General features: G+C 63.0%; 26 protein-coding genes. 14 read left to right on the top strand and 12 right to left on the bottom strand.

The genetic code is table 11. The features are described 5' to 3' along the window. Positions 1-10: 10 nt before the first annotated feature. From D9M09_RS15760 to D9M09_RS15735, 6 genes are all read left to right on the top strand, one after another. On the top strand, positions 11-1081 hold the full coding sequence (locus D9M09_RS15760; protein WP_070291535.1) for a tetratricopeptide repeat protein: 1071 nt from the start codon (positions 11-13) through the stop codon (positions 1079-1081). A gap of 141 nt (positions 1082-1222) precedes the next feature. After that, a complete protein-coding gene (locus tag D9M09_RS15755; protein WP_121669834.1) occupies positions 1223-1861 on the top strand; it encodes a hypothetical protein in 639 nt (212 codons plus the stop codon). Beyond that, positions 1851-2267 carry a hypothetical protein gene (locus D9M09_RS15750; RefSeq protein ID WP_070312052.1) on the top strand — a complete coding sequence of 139 codons (417 nt, stop codon included), beginning with the start codon at positions 1851-1853 and terminating at the stop codon, positions 2265-2267. Before D9M09_RS15755 ends, D9M09_RS15750 begins: the two co-directional genes overlap by 11 nt. 103 nt (positions 2268-2370) lie before the next feature. After that, positions 2371-3273: an alpha/beta hydrolase gene (locus D9M09_RS15745; protein WP_121669833.1), complete on the top strand. Its 903-nt coding sequence runs from the start codon at positions 2371-2373 to the stop codon at positions 3271-3273. Positions 3274-3361: 88 nt separating this feature from the next. Next, positions 3362-4021 carry a DUF2625 family protein gene (locus tag D9M09_RS15740; protein ID WP_121669832.1) on the top strand — a complete coding sequence of 220 codons (660 nt, stop codon included), beginning with the start codon at positions 3362-3364 and terminating at the stop codon, positions 4019-4021. Between the two features lie 236 nt (positions 4022-4257). Continuing rightward, positions 4258-4722: a nuclear transport factor 2 family protein gene (locus D9M09_RS15735; protein ID WP_162995717.1), complete on the top strand. Its 465-nt coding sequence runs from the start codon at positions 4258-4260 to the stop codon at positions 4720-4722. Between the two features lie 38 nt (positions 4723-4760). On the opposite strand, the gene D9M09_RS15730 is transcribed toward D9M09_RS15735, so the two are convergent. The 3 genes from D9M09_RS15730 to D9M09_RS15720 form a co-directional block, all read right to left on the bottom strand. Beyond that, positions 4761-5864 (bottom strand): HD-GYP domain-containing protein, encoded by a 1104-nt coding sequence (locus tag D9M09_RS15730; RefSeq protein WP_070220233.1) that lies wholly within the window; start codon positions 5862-5864, stop codon positions 4761-4763. Positions 5865-5905: 41 nt separating this feature from the next. Further along, a complete protein-coding gene (locus D9M09_RS15725) occupies positions 5906-7084 on the bottom strand; it encodes a pyridoxal phosphate-dependent aminotransferase (RefSeq protein WP_121669830.1) in 1179 nt (392 codons plus the stop codon). An 83-nt stretch (positions 7085-7167) separates the two neighbouring features. Then, the gene (locus D9M09_RS15720; RefSeq protein WP_034755336.1) at positions 7168-7602 is read right to left on the bottom strand and encodes a putative toxin-antitoxin system toxin component, PIN family; all 435 of its coding nucleotides are present in this window, start codon (positions 7600-7602) and stop codon (positions 7168-7170) included. A 30-nt stretch (positions 7603-7632) separates the two neighbouring features. On the opposite strand from D9M09_RS15720, the gene yaaA reads away from it, so the two are divergent. Beyond that, on the top strand, positions 7633-8403 hold the full coding sequence (gene yaaA, locus D9M09_RS15715) for a peroxide stress protein YaaA (RefSeq protein WP_121669829.1): 771 nt from the start codon (positions 7633-7635) through the stop codon (positions 8401-8403). A gap of 35 nt (positions 8404-8438) precedes the next feature. On the opposite strand, the gene D9M09_RS15710 is transcribed toward yaaA, so the two are convergent. Further along, positions 8439-9242 carry an outer membrane protein assembly factor BamD gene (locus tag D9M09_RS15710; RefSeq protein WP_070220227.1) on the bottom strand — a complete coding sequence of 268 codons (804 nt, stop codon included), beginning with the start codon at positions 9240-9242 and terminating at the stop codon, positions 8439-8441. Positions 9243-9331: 89 nt separating this feature from the next. On the opposite strand from D9M09_RS15710, the gene D9M09_RS15705 reads away from it, so the two are divergent. Next, the gene (locus D9M09_RS15705; RefSeq protein ID WP_070220225.1) at positions 9332-10357 is read left to right on the top strand and encodes an RluA family pseudouridine synthase; all 1026 of its coding nucleotides are present in this window, start codon (positions 9332-9334) and stop codon (positions 10355-10357) included. Next, positions 10357-11142 (top strand): peptidoglycan editing factor PgeF, encoded by a 786-nt coding sequence (pgeF, locus tag D9M09_RS15700; protein WP_121669828.1) that lies wholly within the window; start codon positions 10357-10359, stop codon positions 11140-11142. The genes D9M09_RS15705 and pgeF overlap by 1 nt, the downstream gene beginning before the upstream one ends. A gap of 16 nt (positions 11143-11158) precedes the next feature. Here pgeF and D9M09_RS15695 read toward each other — a convergent pair whose 3' ends face one another. Next, positions 11159-11392 (bottom strand): hypothetical protein, encoded by a 234-nt coding sequence (locus tag D9M09_RS15695; protein ID WP_227741988.1) that lies wholly within the window; start codon positions 11390-11392, stop codon positions 11159-11161. Between the two features lie 217 nt (positions 11393-11609). Here D9M09_RS15695 and phaC point away from each other — a divergent pair, with 217 nt between their 5' ends. Then, positions 11610-13355 (top strand): class I poly(R)-hydroxyalkanoic acid synthase, encoded by a 1746-nt coding sequence (phaC, locus tag D9M09_RS15690; RefSeq protein ID WP_162995716.1) that lies wholly within the window; start codon positions 11610-11612, stop codon positions 13353-13355. 224 nt (positions 13356-13579) lie between these two features. After that, positions 13580-14143: a polyhydroxyalkanoate synthesis repressor PhaR gene (gene phaR / locus D9M09_RS15685; protein WP_010399000.1), complete on the top strand. Its 564-nt coding sequence runs from the start codon at positions 13580-13582 to the stop codon at positions 14141-14143. 91 nt (positions 14144-14234) lie between these two features. Here phaR and D9M09_RS15680 read toward each other — a convergent pair whose 3' ends face one another. Continuing rightward, positions 14235-15830 (bottom strand): hypothetical protein, encoded by a 1596-nt coding sequence (locus D9M09_RS15680; RefSeq protein ID WP_121669827.1) that lies wholly within the window; start codon positions 15828-15830, stop codon positions 14235-14237. A gap of 307 nt (positions 15831-16137) precedes the next feature. Between D9M09_RS15680 and rimO the strand changes: the two genes are divergently transcribed. Both rimO and D9M09_RS15670 read left to right on the top strand, forming a co-directional pair. Then, a complete protein-coding gene (gene rimO / locus D9M09_RS15675) occupies positions 16138-17493 on the top strand; it encodes a 30S ribosomal protein S12 methylthiotransferase RimO (RefSeq protein WP_170846336.1) in 1356 nt (451 codons plus the stop codon). A 188-nt stretch (positions 17494-17681) separates the two neighbouring features. Further along, complete coding sequence (locus D9M09_RS15670; protein WP_121669826.1) at positions 17682-18848, top strand: cystathionine beta-lyase; 1167 nt, start codon at positions 17682-17684, stop codon at positions 18846-18848. A gap of 37 nt (positions 18849-18885) precedes the next feature. On the opposite strand, the gene D9M09_RS15665 is transcribed toward D9M09_RS15670, so the two are convergent. Then, positions 18886-19248, bottom strand: coding sequence for a DUF4870 family protein (locus D9M09_RS15665; protein ID WP_070220215.1), 363 nt, complete (start codon positions 19246-19248; stop codon positions 18886-18888). A gap of 86 nt (positions 19249-19334) precedes the next feature. On the opposite strand from D9M09_RS15665, the gene D9M09_RS15660 reads away from it, so the two are divergent. Next, on the top strand, positions 19335-21200 hold the full coding sequence (locus D9M09_RS15660) for a serine hydrolase domain-containing protein (RefSeq protein ID WP_162995715.1): 1866 nt from the start codon (positions 19335-19337) through the stop codon (positions 21198-21200). Positions 21201-21204: 4 nt separating this feature from the next. Here the strand turns inward: D9M09_RS15660 and D9M09_RS15655 are convergent, their stop codons facing one another. From D9M09_RS15655 to serB, 5 genes are all read right to left on the bottom strand, one after another. Further along, a complete protein-coding gene (locus tag D9M09_RS15655) occupies positions 21205-21462 on the bottom strand; it encodes a hypothetical protein (RefSeq protein ID WP_121669824.1) in 258 nt (85 codons plus the stop codon). Next, entirely contained in the window at positions 21459-22313 is an 855-nt protein-coding gene (locus D9M09_RS15650; RefSeq protein ID WP_162995714.1) for a DUF692 domain-containing protein, read from the bottom strand. The genes D9M09_RS15655 and D9M09_RS15650 overlap by 4 nt, the downstream gene beginning before the upstream one ends. Beyond that, complete coding sequence (locus D9M09_RS15645; protein ID WP_121669822.1) at positions 22303-23229, bottom strand: TIGR04222 domain-containing membrane protein; 927 nt, start codon at positions 23227-23229, stop codon at positions 22303-22305. Before D9M09_RS15645 ends, D9M09_RS15650 begins: the two co-directional genes overlap by 11 nt. After that, entirely contained in the window at positions 23226-23954 is a 729-nt protein-coding gene (locus tag D9M09_RS15640) for a nucleotidyltransferase domain-containing protein (RefSeq protein WP_121669821.1), read from the bottom strand. The genes D9M09_RS15645 and D9M09_RS15640 overlap by 4 nt, the downstream gene beginning before the upstream one ends. A gap of 105 nt (positions 23955-24059) precedes the next feature. Beyond that, positions 24060-24902: a phosphoserine phosphatase SerB gene (gene serB, locus D9M09_RS15635; protein ID WP_121671110.1), complete on the bottom strand. Its 843-nt coding sequence runs from the start codon at positions 24900-24902 to the stop codon at positions 24060-24062. Between the last annotated feature and the right edge of the window lie 4 nt (positions 24903-24906).

The following is a 24906-nucleotide window of genomic DNA, read 5'->3' as shown; positions in this document are numbered from 1 at the left end:
GAGCCTGTAGATGAGCCTGATTAACAAGATGTTGCAAGACCTCGATGCGCGCGGCACTCCCGATGGACGCGGCGACGCGGCCGGCATCCGCTCCGTGCCCGAACGCGAGCGGGGCTTGCCGCGCGCGCTGATCTTCGGCGGCGCTGCCGGCCTGACGGCGGCGGCCATCGCCCTGGGCTGGGTCTACCTGAAGCGCCCGCCCGTGCCGCCCGTGCTGGTGAATGTGGCCAGCAACCCGCTTCCGGCGCCTGTCCCGGTACCCGTTCCAGTGCCCGTTCCTGTGCCTGTCGCCGTAGCGCCTGCGCCGGTGGTGTCCGCCCCGGCGGTTGAGCCCGAACCCGTGTCCCAGGCCGAGGAAGCTTCCCCGGCGCCCGCCAGGGCGCGGCCCGCCGAAATGCGGCGCGTCACGGAAAAACCCGCCAAGCCTGCCGCTGCGCCCGTTGTAAGGACGGCAGCGCCCGCCGCCAGCGAACGCCTCATCGACGGCAAGCAAGTGACTGCGCAGCAGCGCGTGGAGAATGCATACCGGCGCGCGCTGGCCCAGTTGCAGGATGGCCGCGTCTCCGAAGCGTTGCCCGGTTTGCAGCAGACCCTGCAGCTGGACCCGCGCCACCAGGGCGCGCGCGAAACCCTGGTGCGCCTGCTGCTCGAAGCGCAGCGTCCCGACGAGGCTGCCCGCCAGTTGCAGCTGAGCCTGGCACTGGACCCGAAACAGCCGGCGCAAGCGATGATGCTGGCCCGTCTGCAGCTGGACAAGACCAACGGCGGAGCGGCCGCGCTCGACACCCTGATGCGCAGCTTGCCGTACGCCGCCGACAGCGGCGAATACCACGCCTTCCTGGCCGGCGTGCTGCAGCGCGAGCAGCGCTACCGCGAAGCGTCCGAGCACTACCAGCTGGCCCTGCAGGCGGCGCCCGACAACGGCGTCTGGTGGATGGGTCTCGGCATCGCCTTGCAAGCGGACAACCACCCGGCCCAGGCGCGCCAGGCGTTCGAGCGCGCCAAGGGCTTGCAAACCCTGTCGCCGCAGCTGCAGGCGTTTGTCGAGCGCAAGCTGGTGCAGTTGACGGCGGCCAAGTAAGTGCGGCCGATTGCGGCGCCGCCGTTGGCAAGCGGGGCGGGCACGATACGTACGCTTCTCCTGTCGGCAGCGTTGCTGGCGCTATCCACAGCCGCCGCCACGGCAATTGCCTGAAACGGATGAATCCGTGGACAAGACAAGATGAGCGCTGCCTGGAAATTCCCCGATGCCCCGAATACCGCCTGCTTCACGACCACGGAGGTCTTGAACGGCGCTCCCATCGTGCTGGTGTCCCATGACTACGAAGGGGATTGGCAATTTCACGCGGCCTCAACTGAAACGATGTTAAGTTCAGTCAAGATTGTCTGTCTGGCAGACATGATACCAAGAGATGACTTGCTGGCAGAGTTGCATGGCTTGCCCCGTGGCTGGGGCGCGCAGCGGGATGACGGGGCGGGACACTGGGAGCGTTTCAAGGACAAGCCGTTTCCCGCGTTTGCCGAACAGGGCTATTACCTGGAAGACGCCGTCTGGCTTTCCCGCTATTTGACGGATATCGAGCCGCCGCCGGCCGCGGTACGCGATGCGCTGCCCATCGGCGCCTGCGTGAAACGCGTGTTCCGCTTCGCCGCCGAGGATGGTGCGCGCGGCGACGGCCAGTGCGAACGGATGTGGGTGCAGGTGACCGGCATCGATAAATACGAGGCTGCTACAGCGGCACCATCGCGAACCATCCGCAGCATGCGGTGGCCAGCTATGGCGACCTGCTCGCGTTCCACCCCCTGCATGTGGCGGATATTGCTAGTGAACAAGATTGAAAGGACGCGCCATGCGCAATGAACGCGAGGGGGCGAAAGAGGCGCGCCGGGAAATCAGGCGCTACCAGGAACATATCAATTCGCCGCGCCTTTGTCCGGACCAGTGTTACCGCATGGCCAGCCCGACGTATGCGCTGGTGTGCCATGTCAACCATGTGACGGGCCTTTTCCTGAGCAAGAACTATTACGTGATCCCTATTTTCCTCCAGCGCGCCCATGCAACGCTGCTGGAGTTGAAGGCAGAACTTGTCAGCGAGCCGTATCGCAAACTGATCGAGCAGTATCTGAGCCATATCGCGCATTTCATCGTCGATTTTCAATGTCTGGCGGAAGACGAGCGGCAAGCCGTGCAATATATCCCGCCAGCGCTGCTGGCCCTCATGCCAGAGACCTTGCCGGAAGACTTGCTCATGGAGGGCGAGTTTTGATATTGTAGTGCGGATGTATTTTTGGCATGATTGGAACAGTGTCATTTCTTTTTCAGATTGTTGATGTCATCGCGCCATCACTGACTACGTCAAGGAACCCCGTTTGAAATCCCTCAGCCTGCTGCTCGCACTCTGCTGCCTGCTCAACAATGCCCATGCCGCCCCCGCCACCGCCCCCGCCAGTTACGTTTTGGAGAATACGGAAGTGCGCGACATCCATGCGCAAACCTTGAACCGCGATTATCAGGTGTATGTGGCCTTGCCCGATTCCTATCGGCAGGGGAATAAACGCTACCCGGTGCTGTTCGTCGTCGATGCCAATTATGCGTTTCCCGTCGTGCGCAATATCGCGCAGCGCCTGAACAAGCATGCCGGGATGGAAGAAGTGGTGGTGGTCGGCCTGTCGTACGCCAACGGCGACGGCGGGGTGTACAGCCGCCGCCGCGACTACACGCCCACCACGCCGCGCAAGCACGATTACCGCTCGGACATGCCGGGGCGGCAGCCGGCGTTCGGCGAAGCGAAGGCGTATGGCCAGTTCATCGCGGGCGAGGTGTTTCCCTTTATCGCCAGTAACTATCGCGTGAATATGCAGCGCAAGGTGTTTATCTGCCATTCCTACGGCAGTCTGCTGGGCCTGCAATTTTTGCTGACGGAACCGCGCACCTTCGAGCACTACATCCTTGGCAGTCCGTCGCTGTGGTACGACGCTGGCGTGATGTTCGACCGCGAGCAGGCGTATGCCGCCAGCCACAAGGACTTGCCAGCTTCCGTGTTCTTCGGCATCGGCGGCCTGGAAAAGCTGGCGGCAGGCAAGAAACGTTCGCGCTCCGAGGAAGACGCCGACATGGTGGCCGACGTGCGCGAATTCGACGGCAAGCTGAAATCGCGCAAGTTTCCGAATCTGAAAACGCGTTTGCGCGTGTTCGAGGACGAAGACCATGCGAGCGTGTTTCCTTTTGTGCTCACGCATGGTTTGCGGGCGTATCTGACGTCCGCAAAATGAACGGTGCCGGGTCCCGCCCGCCAGACAGTGCCTGCGTCGCCGTGCACATTCCGACCGCCGGAAGCGGTCATCGATAAGGTCAGATTGCATGCGTACATTGAATGAATTACTCGATAGCGAAGACCCGGCGTTTCCCCTGATCAGGCAATGGGCCGACGAGGCCGACTTGCCGGTGGAATTGCTGCCGCCCGCGGCCGGCAGGGAGGATGTGCTGCTGAGCCTGCAGGTCACCACGCGTTCTCCCCTGGGGGCGATAGCCTATGAAACGGGGGGCATCCTGGTGGATGACGGCTGGCTGCGCATACTGGGGTCGGGACATGCCAGGCTGGGCAGGGATATCGCTGCCTGGAACAAAGGAAAGGCCGACGGTTTTCTGCTGGTCGCCGACGACGTGCTGGGCGGATTTTTTGCCATCAATGGCGGCGCACTCGGGGACGACCAGGGCAATATGTATTACCTGGCTCCCGAGACGCTGGAGTGGGAAGCGCTGGAGATCGGCTTCACGATGTTTGTCCAATGGGCTTTTACCAGCCAGTTGCGGCAGTTTTACGGCCGCCAGCCTGGCGACGCGGAGGGCTTTGACGAATTGCCCGAATTGCCCTTGTCCGGCGAGCTATGTCTGAATTTTTATCCATTTCTGTGGACGCAAGAGGGCTCGCTCAAGACCAGTTCGCGGCGCATCATTTCCGTGCAAGAGCAGTGGGCGCTCAACCTTGGTCTGCAACAGAAGTTGCCCGACGCGCGCTGAGGCAGGGCTTGCGGGCATATCTGAAAGCATCGCCATGTGCATCCCGAGGCGGTGGAATGGCGTTTCAATCCCCGGATCCAGCAGTTTGTCGCAATGGCATGGGCGAGAAAATGGCAAGGCGATAGCATGTGGTGGGTTTCCTCATGATGGGCTGCCCGCAAGCGAGTGTTCGATGCTGACGGTAGCGCCGTCATCAACGGATGCTTCCCAATGACCTCGATCAGGATGACATACGCATGAGATTACCCCTTTCATATCTTCTTTCCACCTGCCTGCTGGGCGCCTTGGGCGCGATGGGTGGTGCGCAGGCGGCTCCCGCCGATGCGGAACTGCTGGCCCTGGTGCAGCGCCATGCGCAGGCCCAGAGCAGCTTCGATCAAGCCGCGTTGAAAGCCGTCACGGCCGAGAATTATGTGGAAATATCGCCGGTCGGCGAGGTGGACGGGCGTGAAAAAATGCTGTCCTTCTATGCGCCCGAGCAGAAGCGGCCGAGTCCGGAAGTCCAGGTCGATGAACCGGCGGTGCGCCTCTTTGGCGATACGGCGCTCATCTCGGCCCGGTTGTCCTACCGCGTCAATCAGGAAGGGGTTGCCCGCAACTTCGCCATGCGCGCAGGGTACGTCGCCCGGCTAGTCGACAAGCAATGGCTGCTCGTCAGCGCACAGTACACGGGCATCCGTCCGCCGAAAACCGCGAAATAACATTTGGTGGCGCTGGCCGCCGGCGTTGCCCGGCCAGACTACAGCCGCGCTTCATCGCCCCACACATGGCGCATGCTGAAGTGCACGCCCGCATCGTCTTCATGCAGCGACGAGACGATGGCGAACTGGCTGTCGCCCGTGTCGCGCGGCGTCATCTGCGCCAGCTGGGCGGCGGCCAGCGGCGCGCCCAGCGGGTCGCTGAGCGGATGCACGAGGGCGGCGCCCCGCTGCGTGACGACGCCCAGTTCGCCGCTGCGCAGGCGCACCAGGGTACCGGGCGGATACTTGCCCAGCAGATTGACGAACCGTTCCCCCAGCAGCGGATCGATGGGCACGCCCTGGTCGAGGAAGATGTGCTGCAGCGCCTGGTCGGGCACGATGGAGCGGCGGTAGTTGCGCGCCGAGACGCGCGCGCAATAGCGGTCGGCCAGGCCGATCAGCTTGGCGTTTTGCAGGATTTCGTCGGCCGTGCGCCCCTGCGGGTAACCGCTGCCGTCGTCGTTTTCATGGTGCAGCAGCACGCAACTGAGCCATTCCTCGTCGTCGACGCCGGCGCAGCGCAACAGTTCCGTGCTTTCCTGTGGATGCTGGCGCACGATACGCATTTCTTCGTCGTTCAGGGGGCCGCGCCGGTCCTGGAAACTGTCGTGGTGGCGCAGCATGCCCACGTTCATCGTCAGCGCGGCCGCGCCGATCAATAAGAGTTCATCGTGGGACTTGTGCATGCTGCGGCCCACCAGCATGGCCAGCAAGGCCGTTTCGATGCAGTGGCGCACGGCGTAGCTGCCGGCGATCTGGTTGAGCAGGATGCTGGCCAGGGCGATGTCGGCATCGTGTTCGAGTGCGCGCAGTAGTTCGCGGGCGATGTCGCGCACGTCGCGCTCGGCATTGCTTTCGCTGCGCAAGGCCAGCAGCAGGCGCTCCAGGCGCTGCGCCGCTTCATTGAGCAAGCGCAACACGGACGGCTGCTCCGGCGTGCCCACGTACAGGCCCAATTGCATGAGCCGTCCCAGCTGCGCACCGTCCGTGATGATCTGCCCCTTGCGCAGTTGCGGGCCGGCGCTGTGGTCAGCCAGAAACAGATCCCAGGGCAGGGGTTCGCCGGGAACCAGGTCGGCCGGGCCGATGCGACGCTGTACCATGCTGTCATCCTTTACTCCGCCGTGGCGGAGAAATACTGTCGTTAAATGCTGCGCAGGCGCTCCAGCGCCAGGCGCAAGGTCTCGTCCTGCTTGGCAAAGCAGAAGCGCACGATGCCCGACTCCTTGCCCTGCGCGTAAAACGCGGAGACGGGAATGGCGGCCACCTTGATTTCCGCCGTCAGCCATTCGGCGAACTGCGCTTCAGTCTCTTGCGAAATGGCATCGTAGCGCACGCACTGGAAATACGTGCCGTCGGCCGGCAGCAGGGTAAAGCGGCTGCCCGCCAGGCCGTCGCGGAACAAATCGCGCTTGCGCTGGTAAAACGCGGGCAAGTCCAGGTAGGGCTGCGGGTCGGCCATGTAGCCGGCAATGCCGTGCTGCATGGGCGTGTTGACGGTAAACACGTTGTACTGGTGCACCTTGCGAAATTCCACCGTCAGCGCCGCGGGCGCCGCCACGTAGCCGACTTTCCAGCCCGTCACGTGATACGTCTTGCCGAAGCTGGACACGATGAAGCTGCGCGCCGCCAGTTCAGGGTGGCGCGAGAGCGAGGCGTGCGGCACGCCGTCGTACACCATGTGCTCGTAGACTTCGTCCGATAAAATCAGGATTTGCGTGCCGCGCACGATGTCGGCCAGCGCCGCCACGTCGGCCGGGCGCAAAATCGTGCCCGTCGGGTTATGCGGCGTATTGATGATGATCAAGCGCGTCTTGGTGCTGACGGCGGCAGCGAGCTTGTCCCACGGCACGCTGTAACCTTGTTCACCCACTTGCATGGCCACCAGCACGGGCACGCCGCCGGCCAGCGCGATGGCGGGCAGGTAGCTGTCGTAGGCCGGTTCGATGACGATGACTTCGTCGCCCGGATGCACGCAGCATAAAATCGCCGTGGTCAGTGCCTGTGTGGCGCCGGCCGTGACGGTGATTTCCGTGCCCGCATCGTAGGCGTGGCCGTACAGGCTGGCGATCTTCGCGGCAATCGCCTCGCGCAGGGGCGCAGCGCCCGTCATCATCGGGTACTGATTGTGGCCGGCGCGCATGGCGTCGCTGACCCGTTCGACCAGTGCCGGGTCGCAATCGAAGTCCGGAAAGCCCTGGCCCAGGTTGACGGCGCCATGCTGTGCCGCCAGGCTGGACATGCGGGTAAACACGGTGGTGCCCACCAGAGGCAAGCGGGTGGTCAGGGTGGGAGTCAGGTGGGGCAGGGACGGGCTGTTCATGAACGGTAGGGTCGCGGTGCGGAAAGTGGAATCGTTTCCCATTCTAGCGCAGCGCGCCCCGTCGCGTGCGGGGCTTTGGCGGCTCAGCCGGGCAATGCCCAGCCTTCCGGCACCATGATCTTGAACATGCCGGCCTTGGCCGTCTTGCGGGCCAGTTTCAGCAGCGCCTTGTCCTTGGTGATGAGGATGTCGGCGTTGGCGTCGCGCGCCAGTTCGAGGAATTTCTGGTCATCCTTGTCCGTGCAGACGGGCAGGCGCACGCCGGAGACGGGCGGCGCCACCACCGTGATGTGGGCGTCGAAGCGGGCGGCGGCGACGGCGCGGCTGGCTTCATCGAGCGGCAAATGCTTGTAATGCAGCACGACCAGATATTCCGCGCGGCAATCTTCGCGCGTGATGGCGTGCACGGCGCCGCTTTCCATGGCCGCCAGCAGGCCCGCCCAGCGCGGGTCGTTGAAGACGAACAGGTCGAGGCAAACGTTGGTGTCGAGGACGAGTTTTTGTGGAGCAGGTATCATGTCGGCAATTCTATTCTGTAGTGATAATTTATGTTGATCGTGCTTTCGCCCGCCAAGAGTCTCGACCTGGAGACGCCGCCAACAACCTCGTTGCACAGCACCCCCGATTTTCTCGACCATTCTGCCCAGCTCATAGCCCGCATGCGCCAGTTTTCGCCCGCCGAAGTGGGCAGCCTGATGGGCATTTCCGACGCCTTGTCGGCCCTCAACGTGGCCCGCTACGCGTCCTGGACGCCGCAACTGGAGGACGCGCGCCAGGCCATCATGGCTTTCAATGGCGACGTGTATGCCGGTTTCGAGGCGCGCAGCCTGCAGCCGGCCCAGCTCGACTATGCCCAGTCGCGCGTGCGCATTTTATCTGGCCTGTACGGCTTGCTGCGCCCGCTGGACCTGATCCACCCGCACCGTCTGGAAATGGGCACGCGGCTGTCCACCACGCGCGGCAAGGATTTGTATGCGTTCTGGGGCGATACCATCACCAACGGCCTGAACCGCACAGCGAAGGAGCAGGGCGCCAAAGTACTGGTAAATCTTGCTTCTGAAGAATATTTCAAATCCGTCAAGCCGCGCCAGCTGGACGTGCCCGTCATCGCGCCCGTGTTCGAGGACTGGAAGAACGGCAAATATAAAATCATCTCGTTCTACGCCAAGCGCGCGCGCGGCATGCTGGCCCGCTATGCGGCCGTCCACAATATCCGCGATCCGCAGCAGCTCAAGCAGTTCGACGTGGACGGCTACGGTTTCGTGCCGGAAGCGTCGAACGACACCAGCTGGGTGTTCCGGCGCAAGGTCGGCGAATAAGTAAAAAAACCGGGCTAGCCCGGTTTTTTCTTATTTTACTGCCAGAATTTCCACCACTTGCGTTCCTTGTTCACCCCTTCCGGGCTGAGGAATGCCGTGTTCGGGTAGTTCTTGGTCAGCACGCGCAAGGTGTCGTCGCGCAGGTCGGTCAAGCCCAGCTTGTCGTACGAGCGGTACATGATGAACAGCGCTTCTTCGATGGCGGGCGAGGCGGCAAAGTCCTTGACCGTCGTTTGCGCGCGGTTGGCGGCGGCCAGGTAGGCGCCGCGGCGGTAGTAATAGCGCGCCACGTGCACTTCGTATTTCGCCATGGCATCGATCAAATAGTTCATGCGGGCCAGCGAATCGGGCGCGTATTTACTATTTGGGAACTTGTCGACCAGTTGCTTGAAGGCCGCAAACGCTTCGCGCGTGGCTTTTGGATCGCGCTCGGTCGGATCTTGCTCGTACAGGAAGTTCAGGAAGCTGATCTGATCGTTAAAGCTGATCAGGCCCCGCAAGTAGTACATATAGTCTACATTGGCGTGGTTCGGATGCAACTTGATGAAGCGTTCGACGGCAGCCAATGCCTGCGCCTGATCTCCCGACTTATAATACGCGTAAGCGATCTCCATCTGCGCTTGCAGAGCATAGTTGCCGAAAGGATAGTTAGCCTCCAGCTTCTGGAACAGGCCGATTGCAGCTTCATAGTGCTGCCCGGCCATTTCTTCACGCGCCTCCGAGTATAATTTCGTAACGGACCAGTTTTTGGTCTCATCCACTTTTTCAGGCAACAAGCTGCAAGCGGACATGCCGAGCAGAACGACTGAAGCGACTACCAACGATAATTTTTTTTGCATGACGTTTTGCAAGAAGGTTTTAACCAAGATTTTACAATAGGCTGATTATAGCCGATGGGAATGCTGTGATATTAACTCCGAAGCCTAATTTGGCTGACCCCGCGTTTGACTCCCTTTCTGACCATGCCGCCGAAGAGGCGTTTGACGGCGATTTTGCCGCCGACGACGTCTTCGAGGAAATGGCCCCGATTACATTGGAACTGACGCCGGACGCCTGCGGCCACCGCCTCGATAAAGTCATCGCCCAGCTGGTGCCGCAATACTCGCGCAGCCGCTTGCAATTGTGGCTGGAAGCCGGTTTCGTGACCGTCGATGGAAAAGTTGCCAAACGCAACATGACCGCCTATGGCGACGAGAAGATCGTCATTCTGCCGCAAAGCGCGCCGGAAGACGAGGCTTTTAAGCCGGAAGCGATGGAATTGAACATCGTGCACGAAGATGAGCATATCATCGTCATCAACAAACCGGCCGGACTGGTCGTGCATCCGGGCCCCGGCAACTGGTCGGGCACCCTGCTCAACGGCTTGCTGCACCACTGCCCGCAACTGGCCGGCGTGCCGCGCGCCGGCATCGTGCACCGCCTGGACAAGGATACGAGCGGCCTGATGGTGGTCGGCAAGACCCTGGCTTCGCAAACGGACCTGGTGCGCCAGTTGCAGGCACGCACCGTCAAGCGCGAATATTTCGCGCTGGTATGGGGCACGCCGAAAATGGCGGGCACCATCGATGCGTCCATCGCGCGCCACCCGCGCGACCGGGTCAAGATGGCCGTGTCGGAGAACTTCACCGCCAAGCCCGCCATCACGCACTATGAATTGATCGGCAGCGGCGAACTCGACCGCCGTCCCGTGAGCCTGATGCAATGTCGCCTGGAAACAGGCCGCACGCACCAGATCCGCGTGCACATGCAGCATCTGGGCTTCGCGCTGGTCGGCGATTCCGTGTACGGCAAGCAGCACCTGGTGTCCGTGTTCTCGCGCCAGGCCTTGCAGGCGCGCCGCCTGGGCCTCGTGCATCCGGGCACCCTGGAAGCGTGCGAATGGATCGTGCCGCTGGCCGATGATTTCGCGCAATTGATCGCCACGGCCGGCATTCCCGAGCCGGAACAGGTCTGATGACGTCGCCGTTGCCTTGCATTGTTCCTCATTGGCCCGGCCTGCCCGCGAACGTGGGCGCGCTGGCGACCGTGCGCGCAGGCGGCGTCAGCCAGGGGCCATATGGTGACAGGCAGGGCGGCGGCGGTTTGAACCTGGGCACGCACGTGGGCGATGACCCTGACCACGTGGCGGCCAACCGCGCGCGGCTGGCCGCTATCCTGCCTGCCGAGCCGGCCTGGCTGTCGCAGGTGCATGGCGTGGCCGTTGCCGATGCTGGCAAGCTGGACGGCCACGTGCCCGACGCCGACGCCAGCGTGGCAACGCAGCCGGGCGCCGTGTGCGTGGTAATGACGGCCGATTGCCTGCCTGTGCTGTTCTGTTCGACCGATGGCCTGGTCGTCGGGGCTGCCCACGCGGGCTGGCGCGGCCTGGCCAACGGCGTCTTGCAGCGCACGGTGGACAGCATGCGCGCGCAGGGCGCGACGGAGATCCTCGCCTGGCTGGGGCCAGCCATTGGCCCGCAGCAATTCGAAGTGGGGCAGGACGTGCTGCAGGCGTTCCGCGACGGCGCGCGCGATGACGTCGAGCGGCAAGTGTTGTCGGATGCGTTCGCCGCCATCGATGGCAAGCCGGGCAAGTATCTGGCGAATATTTATGCGCTGGCGCGTACCATGCTGCTGCGCGATGGCGTGGCGCAAGTGGCGGGCGGGGAATATTGCACCGTCAGCGATGCGGCGCAGTTTTACTCGTACCGGCGCGACGGCGTCACGGGAAGACAGGCCAGTTTGATCTGGCGCAAATAATCTGCACGGCAGACACTTATGTGTCTGCCGTTTTTGTTTTATCGTCTGCTGAGGCGAGCGCGCGGGCGTTCAGTTCAGCGATACGCGCCGCCTTGCGTTTGCGTCGCCGCGAGCCCGTCAGATAGAATAGGATGGACAGCGGGATGACGCAGTACAGCACGAAGGTCATCACCCCGGCGACGATGGACGGTTCCGTCAGCGCCATGAGGCCGACGACATAGATCCAGGCAACAGCGGTCATGAGCATCATTGGTATTGGCAATTAGTAAGAGTTTGCATGCAGTTGATATTAAAGTTTTCTATTTTTCGACTACGTTTCGACGCCGCGCAAAACCGTAGCGAGCGGAAGGGAGAGGTGGCTAAGAAGCGCAACCGTACGAAGGTACGGTGAGCATCGCAGGCCGCCTATACCGACTCGCAGTAGGTTTTGTTCGGCGTCCCCAATTCTTGAATGGACTTATATAGCTATGAACATGCCCGATCCTCAAATGATGACCAAGGAATGGATGGCGCAGATCAGCAATCCTGAGCAGTGGAAGACGTGGTTCAACATGGTACCGCAGCCCCAGGGCAATCCGATTGCCGGCATTTTGCAGGATGCGGGCGCCAGCATCAAGCCGGAAGCGATCGAGCAACTGAAAAATGCCTACGTGGCCAAGCTGACGGGCTTATGGGCTGACTTTATGGCTGGCAAGGCGCCGGAGCTGAAAGACCGCCGCTTTGCCGCGCCCGCCTGGCACGCCAGCCCCCTGTCGGCCTTCAATGCGGCCGCCTACCTGCTCAATGCGGAATTTCTCAGCGCCATGGCCGATGCCGTGGAAGCGACGCCGCACCAGAAGCAAAAGATTGCCTTTGCGGTACAGCAAATCGTCGACGCCATGTCGCCCGCCAACTTTCTGGCCACCAATCCCGACGCCCAGCAAACCCTGATCGAGACCAAGGGCGAGAGCCTGGCCAAGGGCTTGAGCAATATGCTGGCCGACATGCAGAAGGGCCGCATCTCGCAATCGGACGAATCGGCCTTTGAAGTGGGCCGCAACGTGGCCACCACGCCGGGCACGGTGGTGTTTGAAAATGCCTTGTTCCAGCTGATCCAGTACACGCCAAGTACGCCCACGGTACACCAGCGGCCCCTGCTGATGGTGCCGCCGTGCATCAATAAATTCTATATCCTTGACTTGCAGCCGGAAAACTCGCTCGTGCGCTATGCGGTGGAGCAGGGCAATACCGTGTTCCTGATGTCCTGGCGCAATCCGGACATGAGCATGCAGCATCTGACGTGGGACGATTATGTGGAGCAGGGCGTGATCGAAGCCATCCGGGTGACGCAGGACATTTCGGGCCAGGACAAGCTCAATATGTTCGGCTTTTGCGTGGGCGGCACCATCGTTTCGACGGCGCTGGCCGTGCTCAAGGCGCGCGGCGAGAATCCGGCCGCCAGCCTTACGCTGCTGACCACCTTCCTCGATTTCTGCGACACGGGCGCGCTCGACGTCTTCATCGACGAGCCGCAAGTGGCGCTGCGCGAGCAAACCCTGGCCAAGGGAGGCCTGATGTCGGGCCGCGACCTGGGCAGCACTTTCTCGAGCCTGCGGCCGAACGACCTCGTGTGGAACTACGTGCAGTCGAATTACCTGAAGGGCAAGGAGCCGCCCGCGTTCGACTTGCTGTACTGGAATGGCGACGGCACGGGCTTGCCGGGCCCCATGTTCTGCTGGTATCTGCGCAACACCTACCTGGAAAACAGCCTGAAAGTGCCGGGCAAGCTGACGGTGGCCGGGGAAAAAGTCGACCTGAGCAGCATCGATGCGCCCGCTTTCATCTACGGTTCGCGCGAAGACCATATCGTGCCCTGGGGCGCGGCCTACGCCAGCACAGCCTTGCTGAACCCGAAAAAGCCGAAAGCCAACCGTTTCATCCTCGGCGCCTCGGGCCACATCGCCGGCGTGATCAATCCGGCGTCGAAGAAAAAACGCAGCTACTGGCGCAACGACGCAGGCAAAGGCGCCCGCACGGCGAAAGCCAAACCCTTGAGCGCCGAGCAATGGATGGAAGGCGCGACCGAGCACGTGGGCAGCTGGTGGCCCGAATGGGCGGCCTTCCTGGCCGAACACGGCGGCGCCCAGGTGAAGGCGCCAGCCAAGCCGGGCAACAAGCGCCACGCGGCAATCGAGCCGGCGCCGGGGCGGTATGTTAAAGTCAGGGCAGATTAATTCACAAAGCGATTTGCCAGGCAAGGCCGGCGTAATCTCCGGTCTTGTCAAGAATCTACTTTTAGTTGCGTTGCAATAAATGCGGGAATCTACTACCCTGATGTGCAATGGAGCCGTTTTCCACTCTATAATGGAAAACGTAGGCAGGTGCGAAAGCGGACCCACGTTCGCTTTTTTTTCGGATTAACTCAGTATGCGCTGCGGCGCAATAAGTGGAACTTGTGATGAGTAGTGCAAAAAAAAGTATAGACCGCCTGATTAAAAAATATCCCAACCGCCGTCTGTACGACACGCAAACCAGTTCCTACATCACCTTGACGGACGTCAAGCAGCTGGTGTTGGACAATGAAGTGTTTACCGTCGTCGATGCCAAATCCAATGAAGATTTGACGCGCAGCATCTTGCTGCAAATCATTTTGGAAGAGGAAGCGAACGGCGCGCCCATGTTCTCGAGCAGCGTGTTGTCGCAGATCATCCGCTACTATGGCCACGCCATGCAGGGCATGATGGGATCCTACCTGGAAAAGAACGTGCAAGCGTTCACCGATATCCAGCACAAATTCACGGGCACGTCGGCCGGCAGTTTCGAAGGCAAGCCTTTCAGCCCGGAAATGTGGACGCAGTTCATGAATGTCCAGGGTCCGATGATGCAAGGCATGATGAACAACTACATCGACCAGAGCAAGAGCCTGTTCGTGCAGATGCAGGAACAGATGCAGAGCCAGAGCAAGAATCTGTTCGGCACGTTCCCGTTTGTTCCGCCGGTGCCTCCAACGGACAAAAAGTAGGCCGCAACCGATGCGTATCACACAACGGCACAGGAATTCCTGTGCCGTTGTGCTTTGCGGGTGTCTTGCCGCCGGCTGCCGATGCTGAATGCTATTGCTTCAGTTGTTGCAAGGTGGAAAGTAGATCCTGGTTTGAATGCTCGAGTTTCCATGTCCTGGCATTGTCCATGGAGCTGTAAATGCTGACGTTACCCTTGAAATCTTCCTGGATGCTGAGAGCGAGGCCGGAGGGGAAAATCAATGGTGCGTGGCGCAGTGTGTATGGCGCATACGGCCCCCAGGTTTTGCCTTCGTCGCTGCTGACCAGCAGTGCGCCCTCGTTATACATGCCGGCCTCCATCAGCAATCTGCCGTCATTGAGGGGCGCCACGGGCGACATCAGGACCTTGAATGGCGAAACGATAGTCGTCCAGTTCTGGCCCCGATCCCGTGAAACATAGGCGTCGGGAAATCTTCCTGCCAGGCCGGCCGCTACCAGGACGCTTTCTGTGCCATTGGCTTGATGGGTAAATTCCGTCAGGTTTTTCTTGTGCGGACTAAAGCGTTCGGTCAACTTGCCCGTGCGGTAATCGAACTCGCCGATCAAGCCGCTTTCCAGCGCATAGCCGATCCGACCCGCGTCTTGCCATGTCCACAACAAGCCTGGGCCATGCAGCCACGATCCGGGCACGGTGGTATGGTACACAGATCGCCAGTCGCCAGCGTCCAGTTGATTCGCATGAAAAATGTTTAACTCATCTCCCTTGCGATGCATCACGTACCAGCCATCGTTGGAGTTGCCACCGATGCGCAGCAGATTGCCGGGCGGCAGGTTGCCTGCATCGATAGGAAGCAGCTTGTCACTGTCACGCGCTTTGCGTAGCAGGGAGCCGGATTCGCCTACCGCGATCAACTCGGCATTGGGCAGGTCCACAGGAAAGACGCAAGACAGCGACTCCACCGATGGCGCATTGATGATCTTCCATTGACCTTGCGTCGAGCGTATCAGCACGGCGCCCATGCGGCTGGCGGCGGCCACCCGGCCATCGGGCATTTCGGTGACGCACTCGGCCCCGGCCGGGTGGGCGCGAGCAAATTGCTCGACATCGTCCCGCGCGTGGCGTGGGGTGCTCCAGCCAAGGCTGGCAGCGGCGCCAAACATGGCGCTGTAGTCGGGGGCAAAGCGCCGGATCAATTCCGCATTGGATGCTACCTGTGCACTGCGGCCGTACTGCACGCCGAAATTGCCGCGTGTCACAATCAGTCGGCCCAGATCCGCCGATTTGCCCGCTTCGATCTGGAAGCTTCCCACGATGGTCGAATACACACGCAAGAGCTTGTTGGCCCGGGTGTCGATCAACTCGATGAATTCATACTCGCCAGGCGGTAGTGCGCCAATGAACAGGGAAGTATCGCCTGCCATCGCGCTCTCGACTTTTTTCATCACCAGGTTTTCGGACACCAGCTTGAAATCACTGCGCTGCTCACCCGCCACCACGCGGCGCAGCTTGATCGTGTTGAAACCGTAAATGTCCTTGGTGTTCGACGTGATGCTGAGCACCACCGGGCTATCTCCCGATTGCGCGCTCATTTTCAGTGGATCGACCACCGAGGTGTTGACGGCGCAGCCGCTCAGCAGCAATACGCTCAGACCGCAAGCCGCGACAGCCGAGCGTCGCGCTTTCAGATTGGAAAAGGAAAAAGACATGGGATTGATTTAGTTTTTTAAAAAACAATTATATGTCAGTCATTAGTTTCTTTGTGGCATTATTTTTTAATTTCTTGATACCGGTGATGCGGGGCGGGATCTGATTCGCGCACTGCCATGACGGCAGTGGCCGGAACAAAGTTGCGGTTGTAGCGTTGCAGATGCGCCAGCAAAAGGAACCCGCGCTGACAGCAAGGGGCGGCTCGGGGTACAATAGCCGATTCGCCTCACCATTTTCTAGCTGCCAACTATGTCTGAAATTCACCGTATTCCCGTTCCTTCCGCCCAGCCCGAGGCCATGCTGGCCATGCCAGGTGCGGCGCCGAAAGTGGGCTTTGTCTCGCTCGGCTGCCCGAAAGCGCTGGTCGACTCCGAACAAATCCTGACCCAACTGCGCGCCGAAGGCTACGAAACGGCGAAATCCTATGCTGGCGCCGATCTAGTGATCGTCAATACCTGCGGTTTTATCGATGCTGCCGTGCAAGAGTCGCTCGACGCCATCGGCGAAGCGCTGGCTGAAAACGGCAAGGTCATCGTCACCGGCTGCCTGGGCGCCAAGAAAGACGCTGCCGGCGACGACATCATCATGAAGGTGCATCCGAAAGTGCTGTCCGTCACGGGCCCGCACGCGCTGGCCGAAGTGATGGATTCCGTCCATTTCCACTTGCCGAAACCGCATGCGCCGTTCCTCGACCTGGTGCCGCCGCAAGGCGTCAAGCTGACGCCGAAGCACTATGCGTATTTGAAAATTTCCGAAGGCTGCAACCACCGCTGCAGCTTCTGCATCATCCCGTCGATGCGCGGCGACCTCGTCTCGCGCCCGATCGGCGAACTGATGATCGAAGCGGAAAACCTGTTCAAGGCCGGCGTCAAGGAATTGCTGGTCATTTCGCAAGACACCTCGGCCTACGGCGTGGACGTGAAATTCCGTTCCGGCTTCTGGAATGGCCGTCCCGTCAAGACGCACATGACGCAGCTGACGGAAGCGCTGGGCGAACTGGCCAAGTCCTACGGCGCCTGGGTGCGCCTGCACTATGTGTACCCGTACCCGCACGTGGACCAGATCATCCCGATGATGAGCGGCGGCCATATCCTGCCATACCTCGACATTCCGATGCAGCATGCGCACCCTGACGTATTGAAACGCATGAAGCGCCCGGCCAGCGGCGAGAAAAACCTCGACCGCATCCAGGCCTGGCGCGCCATCAACCCGGACCTGACCATCCGCTCGACCTTTATCGCCGGTTTCCCGGGCGAGACGGAAGCGGAGTTCGAGTATCTGCTCGACTTCCTCAAGGAAGCGCAGATCGACCGCCTCGGCTGCTTCGCCTATTCGCCCGTCGAAGGCGCGACGGCCAATGCCATCGCCAACCCCGTGCCGGAAGAGCTGCGCGAAGAGCGCCGCGGCCGCGTGATGCTGCTGCAGGAAGAAATTTCCAAGAAGCGCCTGCAAGCCAAGGTCGGCAAGACCGTGCGCGTGCTCATCGATGAAGTCACCCGCTCCGGCGGCGTGGGCCGTTCGTCCGCCGACGCGCCGGAAATCGACGGCGTCGTGTATGTGAAGCCGCCGTTCGAGCCGCACCGCAAGCTGGCCGTCGGCCAGTTCGTCGACGTGACTATCACCTCGGCCGACGCGCATGACCTGTGGGGCGCCGCCGAGTAAAAAACGTCCATGCCTGCGTTGCGCTGCCTTGCCGTACAGTAAAGTACTGTCATCGGCAGCGCGCCTTGGCCTGAAGGTTTTTTATGCAGGTGTAACACTCTGTCATACGTACGGCAGGCTAGGGCATAAGCCCTTACAATCAAGGCGGACCAGCACAGGCTGATCCGCCTTTTTTTATTCCTGACGCCATGACCACACCCAAATCTCCGCAAACCGCGCTGATCCACAGCGATTACCAGGCGCCGCAAGGTTTTGCCGCGTTTCCGAATGCCATCCATCACGCCTCGACCGTGCTGTTCAAGGACGTGGCGGCCATGCGCTCGGGCGACTGGAAAGAGAAGAACGCCTATACCTACGGCTTGCACGGCACGCCCACCACGTTCACCCTGGAAGCGCGGCTGGCCGAGATCGAAGGGGGCACGCACTGCCTGCTGGCGCCGTCGGGACTGGCGGCCATCGCGATGGCGGACTTTGCCTTGCTGAAGACGGGCGACGACGTGCTATTGCCGAAAAATATCTACAACCCGAACCGCGAACTGGGACGCTGGCTGGCGCAGGATTTCGGCATCACGGCCCGTTATTACGATCCGCTCATCGGCGCCGGGATCGCGGCCTTGATCCAGGAAAATACCAAGCTCATCTGGACGGAAGCACCGGGCTCCGTGACGATGGAAGTGCCGGACTTGCCCGCCATCTGCGCGGCCGCCCACGCGCGCGGAGTGCTGGTGGCTTTGGATAATACCTGGTCGGCGGGCCTGGCCCTGCGCGGCTTCGACCTGGGCGTGGACATCATCATGCAGGCGCTGACGAAATACCAGTCGGGCGGTTCCGACGTGCTGATGGGCGCCCTGATCACGCGCGAGCGGGCGCTGCACGACCGCCTGGCGCAGGCGCACATGCGTCTGGGCATGGGCGTGGGGGCGGACGACGCCTACCTGGTGCTGCGCGGCTTGCCGACCATGAAGCTGCGCTTCGACGCCCACGACAGGGGGGCGCGCACGGTGGCTGCCTGGCTCAAGGGGCGCCCGGAGATCGCCACGGTGCTGCATCCGGCTTTCGCCGATTGCCCGGGCCACGCCATCTGGCAGCGCGATTTCACGGGCGCGGGCGGCCTGTTTTCCGTGCTGTTCGACGCGCGCTACACGGAGGCGCAGACGGACCACTTCGTCGATGCCTTGCAGTTGTTCAAGATTGGCTATAGCTGGGGCGGCGCGAACAGCCTGGTGATGCCGTACCGCATCGCCGCCATGCGCAAGGGCTGGCAGTTGCCGGGTCAGCTGGTGCGCCTGAATGTGGGGCTGGAAGATCCGCAGGATCTGATCGCCGATATCGAACGGGCGTTCGCGGCGATGTAGCGGTATGGGGCAAGCATGTCGGCTTGCCCGCAAGCGCCTACATGGGCACGGGTTTGTTGTTGTTCAGGTCGAGGAAGCCGCGCAGCAGGCGGTAGGCTTTCCACAGCCAGGCCACGCCCCACACGATGATGGCCAGCGGAATGCCGATCAGCGTGATCCACAGGATGGCGCCGACGACGATCCAGGCCGCATACCACCAGAAGGAACGGATCATCCAGCTGTGATGGCTGTACACGAAGGTCCCGGCCGCCTCGTCCCGCTTCACATAATTGATGATGAGCGGAATGAAGGAAAACGCGCCCAGCGAAAACACGAAGCTGGCGCCATGTATCAGGTACAACCACCAGGCCAGATTCTTGGTCTGCTGGAGTTGGGTATCCAAAATAATATCTTGTGACATGAAAGCTCCCGTCGTTGCGCAATTTTTAATTGTAACAAGCAAAGCGGCGAGGCAGCGCAGTCCATGGAAAAAGGCAGAATACATTGTTGAAGCGAAATCAATATTCCACCCTGGCCGCGCGCGCCGGGTCCTGGCTGCGGCGCGCCGTGCCGGCCTTGCTGCTGTGCGCCACTGTCGCCCATGCCGCCGGCCCCACCCTGGAGGCGGAATTTGCCGCCGGCTTGAAGGAAGAGGGACTGGCGGGCGCCGTCTGGAGCGAAGTCTTGCCCGACGGCACAGTCAAGGTCGGCGCATCCGGCTTGCGCGACGCCGCCAGGCAAGTACCGATGCAGGCCGATACGCGCATGCAGGTGGGCTCCGTGGGCAAGGTGGCGCTGGCGCTGGGCGTCTTGCGCCTGATCAGCGAAGACAAGCTCGCGCTCGACACGCCCCTGCAGCAAGTGCTGCCCGAACTGGCGCTGAGAAACCCGTGGCTGGCCAGCGATCCCGTGCGCATCCGCCACCTGCTGGCGCATACGTCCGGCCTCGATAATGTGCGCTTCTGGCAGGCCTTCAGCCTGCAACCGGCGCCGGACACGCCGTTGGCCGCCGCTTTTGACGGCGGCGGCAATCTGCTGCGCGTGCGCACGCGGCCCGGCAGCCGCTACGCCTACTCGAACATGGGCTATGGCTTGCTGGGCATGGTGATCGAGCGAGTCACGGGCCAGCCGTATGAACGCTACCTCGATGCGCAGCTGCTGCAGCCGCTGGGCCTGGCGGACAGCACGTTTGCTTTTGTCAGCCAGGCAGGCCCGCAGGCAGACCCGCGCCTGGCCATGGGTTATTTCGAGCATGGCGTGGCGCAGCCGGCCGTGCCCCAGTACCTGCGTCCTGCCGCGCAATTTACCACCACGGCGGCCGACATGGGCAAGCTGGCGCAGTTCCTGATGGGCGACGGCAAGCTGCAGGGTACGCAGTTCATCGACCTGGCCCTGATGGGCGCCTTGTCCGAACCGGCCGGCACGGATGCGGCGCAGGCGGGCCTGGCGACGGGCCACGGTCTGGCGCTGGCCGTGCGCGACCGCCACAATGTCGTGGGCGCCTGCCACCCTGGCACGGCCGTGGGTTTCCGCGCCATGCTGTGCATCTATCCGGAGCAGGACAGCGCCTTCTTCGTGGCCTTCAACACGGATGCGGAGCGGGCCGACTATGAACGCTTCAACCGCCTGCTGCTGCGCGACCTGGAACTGCCCCTGCGCGCGCCGGCCCCGCAGGGCACGCCCGCGCCCACGGTGGAAAACTGGCAGGGCGTCTACGTGCCGTCGCCCAGCGCCATGGCCAGCATGGCCTGGGTCGATGCCGTCTTCGGCTTTACGCGCCTCAAATGGGATGGCGAATCGCTGTTCCTGATCCCGTTCCAGGGGGAGCCGAAGGAGCTGGAACCGGTGGGCGGCTTGCTGTTCCGCGCCAGCGACCGCAGCACCGCGTCGCATGTGCTGATGCAGGAAGATGGCAAGCATGTGCTCAGCGACGGCTTGCGCAGCTACGAGCGCGCGTCGATGCTGCGCATGCTGGTGCTGTGGGGCAGCCTGGCCCTGGGTGCCGCCGGCTTGCTGTACGTGCTGGTGGTGGGCGTCTGGCGCGCCGCGCTGCGCAGCCTGGGACGGGGCGACCATCTGTTCGCGCCCCTGTTGTCGCTGCTGGCGCTGCTCTTGCCGCTGCCGTTTTTCTATTTCCAGTCCTATCTGCGCCTGGGCGACGTCACCGTGGCCAGCGTGCTGCTGACATTGGCGACGGGCGCGCTGCCGCTGGCCACGGCGTTCGGCCTGGCCCGCTGCTGGCGCAGCCGCGGTACGGCGGCCGAGGCGGGCTCGTGGGCGAAATGGGATTGGGTGGCCTTGCTGGCGGCCTTGCAACTGCTGCTGGTGCTGGCCTGGTGGGGCTTGCTGCCGCTGCGGCTGTGGCAGATGTAGGCGGTCAGGTCCAGGCGGCCAGCAGCCGGCGCCACCAGGGTTGCGCCGGCGTGGCCCTGCTACCGTGCCCGGCCCGCTTGGCGCGATAGCTGGCCGCCGCCATCTGCAGGCCGACGCGGTCCATCGCCGCCATCGCGTCCGCTTCCTGCGGCGACAAGCCGTGCAGCAAGGCTTGCGCGCGGGGCGCGAGCAGGAAGGCTTCGCGCACGGCGTCGTCCGTGTACAGCCTGGCCAGATAGGTTTCCAGTGCGGGAGAGCTCATGCGCCACGCCCCGCGCGCAAGGCCGCGCGCGCCAGCTCCAGCTGGCCCAGCACATGCCCGAACGACGGGTAATTGCCGTCGCGTTCGACGATCACCGTCAACGGTTGCGGTGCATGGCGCGCCAGCAGGGTCAATAAAGCGAAGACTTCGGGCGGCACGTCGTGCAGGTGGTCGTCCAGCAGGCGCTGGCCGCCGCCCGGCGCAGCGATCCAGTGGCCGCCGCTCAGGTGCACGGCGCCGACCCTGTCCAGCGGCAGGCGCAGCAGCAGTTGTTCCGGCCGCTCTCCAATATTGACGGCGTTCGCATACAGATTATGCAGGTCGAGCAGCAGCGGCACTTGCGCGCCATGGATAATCCGCGCCAGCCACTCGGCTTCGTCCATGGTGCTGGCCGGCGGGGCGACGAGGGTGGCGATGTTTTCCATCAGCGGCGCGCTGCCGACGATGCGCGTGGCCAGCGCGATATTGGCGACGGCGCCGGCGGCGCTGAGCGGCGTGCGCGGCGGCGCCGCCAGGTGGCCGATTTCGATGCCGCCGGCGCGCACAAAGCTCAGGTGTTCGGACCACGATTCCGCCCGCACCGCCTTCATCAGGCGCGCCATCGCCTGCAGCCGGCGCGGGTCGGCGGGTATCGTCGAGGCCAGCCCCATGCCCACGCCGTGCAGGCTGACGGGCACCTGGCGCGCCAGGCGGCGCAGGGCGGCGATGCCGGCGCGCGGGGCATGGTAGTAATCGTCGGCGATCACTTCCAGCACGTCGATCCGCGCCAGGTGGGACAGGATGCCGGCGGCCAGTTCGCCGCGCCAGCCCAGGCCGACGCGGTCGCGCGCGCTTGCCTGGCTAACTGCCACAGCCGCCGCCACCGCCGCACCCGCCGCAGCCGCTGCCGCCGCCATCACCGCCGCCGTCGCCGCCCGATGAAGAGCCGCCCGAGTCGCCCGTGCCGCCGGACGACGAGTCGCCGCCCGAACTGTGCCGGGGCGCCGGGTACAGCTCGGCGACATATCCGTACACGGACAAGGGCAGGGCGCCGATGCCGAAGATGGCGGCCAGCAGTGCCATGTCCGCGCTGCTGCTGCCTGCCTGCAGGCGCGCCGAGCGCATGTTCAGGCGGCCAAACAGCATGCGCAAGTCGGTCAGCAGCCGCTGCGCGCTCCAGCTGGTCGCCTGGGTGCGCAGGCCGCGCAGCATGAGGAGAAAAATCGCCAGCAGGACTGCCAGGAACAGCAGGTTGTAGTGCTGGCGGCTGATGGCGATGACGGCCTTGACGCCGGCCACCGTCACCAGCAGCCAGTGCGCGGCCCAGGTGATGCGTTCGCGCCGGCGCAGCAGCGGCGGGCCGACCAGCAATTCCTGCTGCGTCAAGGTCTCCTGGTAGGCGCGGCACGATGGCAGCATCCCGGCCTGCACGGCCAGTTCCTTGCTATGGCCCTGGCGGCCCAGGTACAGCCGCAGCACGTCGCGTTCGATGTCGTGGCTGGCGAAGCGCAGGCTGTCGGCGCTGGCCGTTTCCAGCAGCGGGCCATCGGCGCGCAGCAAGCCGCGGTCGACCAGCACGATGGCGGCGATCTTCACGGCTTCGAGGGCGCCGCCGCGCAAGAAGGCGATGCGGTAGGGATCGTCGGCGAGTGTCAGCTGGGCATGCGGATTGCGCAATTCCTGGCGGATCAGCAGCTCGCGCACGCCGTAGTACACAAGCGCGCCGAAGATCAGATAGGCCAGCAGGAACCACGGTCCGCTCCAGTCAAAGGGATTGAGACCGTTCACCGCATCTGCTCCGCGTGCTCGCGCAGGCGTTCGGTCATCGTCATCAGGCTGGTGAAGGCGGGCAGGGCTTGCCCCGGCGCCAGGCGCGCCGTTTCGCGCGCCGCCGACATCGCTTGCAAGGCTGCGTGCAGCGACGGTTCGCCCAGCTGGTCGACAAACGCTTCGAGCGCCTGCTTGCCGGACAGCGCAGACTTGCCCTCCAGCTGCGCCAGCGAGGCGGCGGCCGAGCGCAAGGGACCGGCGGCGTCGGCGATGGCGCCGGCCAGCTGTTCTTCATTCAGGCTCAATAGCATATAGCGTTCGCGCATGCGCACCTGCTGGTTCAGCAGCACTTGCCGCAGCCGGCGCAGCACGGCATCGCGGCTCGTGTGCAGGCTGGCGAAAGGATCATTGCCCAGCAGGACGCGGTGGCGCGCGATGATGTCGGCGAACTTGACGGCGAAGGCGTCGGCGGCCTGCGTCAATTCGCTCTCGAGCAGGAACATCACCTGCAAGTCGATGGCGGCGTGCGCCAGGCGCAAGGGGCCGCGCAGCGCATCGGCCGCCTGCGGCGTAAAGCGCTTGAGCAGCAACAGCAGGTTGACGTCGGACGTGGCGCGCAACTGGCCGTCGGCGGCCGAGCCAAACAGCACGGCGGCGGCAAGGTCGGCGCCGAAGGCCGTTTGCGCGGCGGCGACGAACACATCCAGGTGGAGTTGTATTTCTTCTGGCAGCGATGGCGGCATGCGGTGTTCTTTCACGGTGGGCGGGCGGGGTGAATATAAGTTTGCAATATAGCAAACTTATGCAACCGTGCGCGCACCGTCCGGCGCCGCGAACTTGGCCCCGGCTCAGCTCAAGACGTTGAGCAAGCCATCGAGTCCCACAAAGTTCAGCGCCACGTCGGCCTGCGAGCGCACCACGGGCTTGGCGCGGAAGGCCACGGACAGGCCGGCGATGCCCATCATTTTCAAGTCGTTGGCGCCGTCGCCCATGACGATGGCCTGCGATGGGGAAATGCCCATCTCCGCGCACACGCGTTCCACCGTACGCTGTTTTTCCTCGGCGTCGACGATGCCCCCTAAGACTTTGCCCGTCAGCTTGCCGTCAACGATTTGCAGTTCGTTCGCGTGCGTGTAGTCGAGGCCGAGGCGCTCTTTCAGGCGCTCGGTGAAGAAGGTAAAACCGCCCGATACCAGCAGGGTTTTCAGGCCGGCCGCCTGCACGGCCGCCAGCATCTTCTCGGCGCCCAGCGACAGTTTCAGGCGCTCGTCGTAGACGCGCTGCAGGGCCGAGGCATCGAGGCCTTCGAGCAGGGCCACGCGCTGCTTCAGGCTGGCCGCGAAATCGAGTTCGCCGCGCATGGCCGCTTCCGTGATGGCCGCCACTTGCGGTTTGAGGCCTTGCATGTCGGCGATTTCATCGATGCACTCGATGGTGATCAGCGTCGAATCCATGTCCATCGCCACCAGCTTGAATTCGGCAAGTTCGCGCTGGCCCATCATGTAGGTCGCGTCCAGCTGCGCCGCCTGGGCCGCCACTTCGATGGTGGGGCGCAGGGCTGGCGAATAGGCGATCTGCTCGCAGCGCACGGCATTCGGACCGAGGCGCGTGACGGACGTGGGTGCGGCCAGCGCGGCGATGCGTTCGAGGCGCGCGCTATCGCCGTCGAGACCCTGCAGGATCAGGTTCATGGTG

It is taken from the genome of Janthinobacterium agaricidamnosum (assembly GCF_003667705.1).
Taxonomy (GTDB): domain Bacteria; phylum Pseudomonadota; class Gammaproteobacteria; order Burkholderiales; family Burkholderiaceae_D; genus Janthinobacterium.
This window is presented reverse-complemented; position numbering and strand designations above follow the sequence as displayed.

Bases quoted from the DNA above. Each gene is read 5' to 3' on its own strand.
- D9M09_RS15760 (WP_070291535.1), top strand. From the start codon at position 11: ATGAGCCTGATTAACAAGATGTTGCAAGACCTCGATGCGCGCGGCACT.
- D9M09_RS15755 (WP_121669834.1), top strand. From the start codon at position 1,223: ATGAGCGCTGCCTGGAAATTCCCCGATGCCCCGAATACCGCCTGCTTC.
- D9M09_RS15750 (WP_070312052.1), top strand. From the start codon at position 1,851: ATGCGCAATGAACGCGAGGGGGCGAAAGAGGCGCGCCGGGAAATCAGG.
- D9M09_RS15740 (WP_121669832.1), top strand. From the start codon at position 3,362: ATGCGTACATTGAATGAATTACTCGATAGCGAAGACCCGGCGTTTCCC.
- D9M09_RS15735 (WP_162995717.1), top strand. From the start codon at position 4,258: ATGAGATTACCCCTTTCATATCTTCTTTCCACCTGCCTGCTGGGCGCC.
- D9M09_RS15730 (WP_070220233.1), bottom strand. From the start codon at position 5,864: ATGGTACAGCGTCGCATCGGCCCGGCCGACCTGGTTCCCGGCGAACCC.
- D9M09_RS15725 (WP_121669830.1), bottom strand. From the start codon at position 7,084: ATGAACAGCCCGTCCCTGCCCCACCTGACTCCCACCCTGACCACCCGC.
- D9M09_RS15720 (WP_034755336.1), bottom strand. From the start codon at position 7,602: ATGATACCTGCTCCACAAAAACTCGTCCTCGACACCAACGTTTGCCTC.
- yaaA (WP_121669829.1), top strand. From the start codon at position 7,633: ATGTTGATCGTGCTTTCGCCCGCCAAGAGTCTCGACCTGGAGACGCCG.
- D9M09_RS15710 (WP_070220227.1), bottom strand. From the start codon at position 9,242: ATGCAAAAAAAATTATCGTTGGTAGTCGCTTCAGTCGTTCTGCTCGGC.
- pgeF (WP_121669828.1), top strand. From the start codon at position 10,357: ATGACGTCGCCGTTGCCTTGCATTGTTCCTCATTGGCCCGGCCTGCCC.
- D9M09_RS15695 (WP_227741988.1), bottom strand. From the start codon at position 11,392: ATGATGCTCATGACCGCTGTTGCCTGGATCTATGTCGTCGGCCTCATG.
- phaC (WP_162995716.1), top strand. From the start codon at position 11,610: ATGAACATGCCCGATCCTCAAATGATGACCAAGGAATGGATGGCGCAG.
- phaR (WP_010399000.1), top strand. From the start codon at position 13,580: ATGAGTAGTGCAAAAAAAAGTATAGACCGCCTGATTAAAAAATATCCC.
- D9M09_RS15680 (WP_121669827.1), bottom strand. From the start codon at position 15,830: ATGTCTTTTTCCTTTTCCAATCTGAAAGCGCGACGCTCGGCTGTCGCG.
- rimO (WP_170846336.1), top strand. From the start codon at position 16,138: ATGCCAGGTGCGGCGCCGAAAGTGGGCTTTGTCTCGCTCGGCTGCCCG.
- D9M09_RS15670 (WP_121669826.1), top strand. From the start codon at position 17,682: ATGACCACACCCAAATCTCCGCAAACCGCGCTGATCCACAGCGATTAC.
- D9M09_RS15665 (WP_070220215.1), bottom strand. From the start codon at position 19,248: ATGTCACAAGATATTATTTTGGATACCCAACTCCAGCAGACCAAGAAT.
- D9M09_RS15655 (WP_121669824.1), bottom strand. From the start codon at position 21,462: ATGAGCTCTCCCGCACTGGAAACCTATCTGGCCAGGCTGTACACGGAC.
- D9M09_RS15640 (WP_121669821.1), bottom strand. From the start codon at position 23,954: ATGCCGCCATCGCTGCCAGAAGAAATACAACTCCACCTGGATGTGTTC.
- serB (WP_121671110.1), bottom strand. From the start codon at position 24,902: ATGAACCTGATCCTGCAGGGTCTCGACGGCGATAGCGCGCGCCTCGAA.